The organism is Actinomycetota bacterium, assembly GCA_041658565.1.
Taxonomy (GTDB): Bacteria; Actinomycetota; AC-67; order AC-67; family AC-67; genus JBAZZY01.
Map to the genome: position 1 here is coordinate 1 of JBAZZY010000085.1, position 2,961 is coordinate 2,961.

Here is a 2,961-nt window from a genome sequence, read left to right on the forward strand (position 1 = left end):
CGGCAGGGGAGGCCGAGGGAAGGAGCAATTCCCATTGCGAAAGAACTGCAAAGTCCACTTCTGTAGGTCAGGCTGTGCCTGACGCTGCCGTGCGACATCCGGACGTCAGGCACAGCCTGACCTACGGCTTTCGGCTGGGGGGCGTACCAAAAATTCCTTATTCCTCGCTCTTCCTTCCTCGTTTTTCGGCCCTCTTCCCCTCCGGGTTGACTGCCGGGCGTAACGGCCGGTAGAATAAGGCATTACGACGATCCGTGGGGGGGTTGAACAACGCTATGCCACCGGTGGTGATTGATCTACGGAGCGCAGAAGATTGGCGCGATGTGGTGCATCGCGCGGTGCAAGCCGTGGTCGAGGGCGGCTTGGTGGCCTTTCCTACCGAGACGGTCTACGGCCTCGCGGCCAACGCCTTGGACGAGGACGCCGTGTGCCGGCTAATGGCCCTGAAAGATCGAACGGCGGCCAAACCGCTGACGCTGGCCATCAAAAGCGCCGACGAGGCTTGCGACTACGCCCCCGACATGTGCGCTTTGGCCCGGCGGCTTGCCCGGCGATGCTGGCCCGGCCCCATCACGCTGGTCGTCGATGATTCGCATCCCGAGAGCCTCGTGCGTCAACTGCCGCCGAAGGTTCAACGGGCCGTCTCGCCGGGGCAGTCGATTGGCCTGCGCGTGCCTGCCCATCAGGTGATCCTCGACGTGCTGCGGATGTCGGCCGGACCGCTGACCCTAACCAGCGCCAACCAGGCCGGAATGCCCGAGGCCGTCACCGCCAAGGAAGTGATCGACGCCTTCGGCGATCAGATCGCTATGGTCGTCGATGACGGGCCTTGCCGCTTCGGCCAGCCATCGTCGGTGGTGCGGGTCAACCAGGGACGGTGGGAGATCCTGCGGGCGGGCGTCGTGCCCGAGCGAACCCTGCGACGGCTCTCCAGTGTGCTGGTGTTGTTCGTATGTACGGGCAACACGTGCCGCAGCCCCATGGCCGAAATGCTGTGCCGCGACATGCTCGCCACGCGGCTGAACTGCCAGATCGACGAGTTGGAGGATCGTGGCGTGTTGGTGATGTCGGCGGGCATTGCCGCCATGTTGGGCGGAAGGGCTGCCAGCGAGGCCGTGCAGACGATGGCCGACATGGACCTGGACCTGACCGGCCACGAAACCCAGCCGCTCACCGAGCCGCTGGTGCGCCACGCCGACGTGATCTACACGATGACCCGCTCGCACCGCGAGGCCATCGTCGCCCAGTGGCCCTCGGCCGCCGAGCGAACTTGCTTGTTGTCGGCCGACGGCGCGGACATCTGCGATCCGATTGGTTCGACAGTGGAACACTATCGCTCCTGTGCGACACAAATGCAGACCGAACTGAAAACACGAGTCAACGAATTGGAGTTATAAGACCCAGACGCTCCGAAAGATCGGCAGCCGACGGGAGTCTGAAAACACAAGTTAACGATTGGAGTTATAAAAAACCATGCGTATTGCTATTGGAACCGACCACCGCGGCTTCGCGATTCGAGCGAAGGTTGTTGAACTGGTCCAGCGCTTGGGCCACGAGGCTATCGACGTGGGCACGTTCTCGCCGGACGCCGTCGATTATCCCGACATCGCGGCCGACGTGGCCTTGAAAGTCAGCCGCGGCGAAGCCGATCGCGGAATCCTCGTCTGCGGCACCGGATTGGGCATGTGCATCGCGGCGAACAAGGTGCCCGGCGTGCGTGCCGCCCCCTGCCACGACGACATCACGGCCGAGCTAAGCCGCCGCCACAACGACTCGAATGTGCTTTGTCTCTCGGCCGACTTGCTCGGCGAACGGCTGATTGATCGCATGATCGAGATATGGCTTAGCGCCCCGTTCGAGGGCGGTCGCCACGCCCGCCGCGTCGACAAAATCACCGAGTTGGAACGACAAGTCGAAGCGGAGCAATGCAACAATCCGCAGAACGGCTAGTCCGAAACGCGCCCAAGTGTCCTTTTCGGTGAGACTTTTTCCTCTTCTCGGCGGCAAGATTCTTCCCCCCCGCGGCAAGCTGTTCCGTCTGTATCGGTTGTGCGGGGCGTCTTGGGGCGAAGTTGTCGCTGGTAACGATTCCTGGGCAAGAAAGACTCAAGAAATCATCGATTCTCGCTACTTGGCCCTTGGAGAATTCGCTGCTTCCAAGTAGACTCGATTCTGTAGGGGGCAGTAAGGCATAGATCGGGAATCCCAATGCAGAACTCGCGTTATCCGCAACCCGACGAGGTCGATCAGCTTCTCCGCAATGCCGAGCTGCGCGACGAGTTGGAACGCTACTTTGACGAGTCGATCAGCCGTGTGAACGTCCAGCACTTCTCGATCTCCGCGGAGAACGAGTTTCTGGCTGCGATGTTGGCCTGGGAACAGGCCCCCGTGCTGCCGATCTATCGTTGGTTCGAGCCGGATCTCCGGCCGCCACGTCCCGAGTCGCTGGCCGATGAAGGCCTTCACAAGATTCTCTGGGACGTCGTGCGAAAGCTCTACCAGAAGCGGATCGTGTTGGACTTCACCGATCATCTGAACGATCGCGAGTTGTACACGCTGGTCTTCCGCGACATTTTGCCGGCGCGGGAAAAGAAGATCGACTGGCCGAACAACTACTTGCACTGGGACTGCACGGGCGCGAATTGCGACCCGGAGGTTTGGCTTCGTTACTATGCCACCGACGAGGATCGCGAGGACTGGGCCGAGACGTACAATCAGCCGTTGCCCACGTCGCTGCCGGTGCCCTATCCGCGTCAACTGCCGCGCGAGCCAGGGTGAGGCGGCGCGCGCGTCTTGGCTATTGACGCTCAGAAAAGTAATTCCAATAGCCGGGAGCTAACAGCTCCCGGAATGTGCGCGAATCCCGCGTTTCCGCTCCGGGAGCTGTTAGCTCCCGGCTATTTCTTGCGACATTGCTTTCCTGAGACTCAATAAACAAACGCACGGTCGTGGAAGTTTCCC

Annotated in this window: 3 protein-coding genes; all 3 read left to right on the forward strand. The window is 61.4% G+C overall.

Annotation, left to right across the window (positions count from 1 at the left end; all coding sequences use genetic code 11):
- Positions 1 to 284 precede the first annotated feature (284 nt).
- The 3 genes from WDA27_15170 to WDA27_15180 all read left to right on the forward strand — a co-directional run bounded on the left by WDA27_15170 (position 285) and on the right by WDA27_15180 (position 2,778).
- Positions 285 to 1,397: an L-threonylcarbamoyladenylate synthase gene (locus WDA27_15170; GenBank protein ID MFA5892265.1), complete on the forward strand. Its 1,113-nt coding sequence runs from the start codon at positions 285 to 287 to the stop codon at positions 1,395 to 1,397.
- Positions 1,398 to 1,473: 76 nt separating this feature from the next.
- Entirely contained in the window at positions 1,474 to 1,950 is a 477-nt protein-coding gene (gene rpiB / locus WDA27_15175) for a ribose 5-phosphate isomerase B (protein ID MFA5892266.1), read from the forward strand.
- A gap of 258 nt (positions 1,951 to 2,208) precedes the next feature.
- A complete protein-coding gene (locus WDA27_15180) occupies positions 2,209 to 2,778 on the forward strand; it encodes a hypothetical protein (protein ID MFA5892267.1) in 570 nt (189 codons plus the stop codon).
- Positions 2,779 to 2,961 lie beyond the last annotated feature (183 nt).

Bases quoted from the DNA above. Each gene is read 5' to 3' on its own strand.
- rpiB (MFA5892266.1), top strand. From the start codon at position 1,474: ATGCGTATTGCTATTGGAACCGACCACCGCGGCTTCGCGATTCGAGCG.
- WDA27_15180 (MFA5892267.1), top strand. From the start codon at position 2,209: ATGCAGAACTCGCGTTATCCGCAACCCGACGAGGTCGATCAGCTTCTC.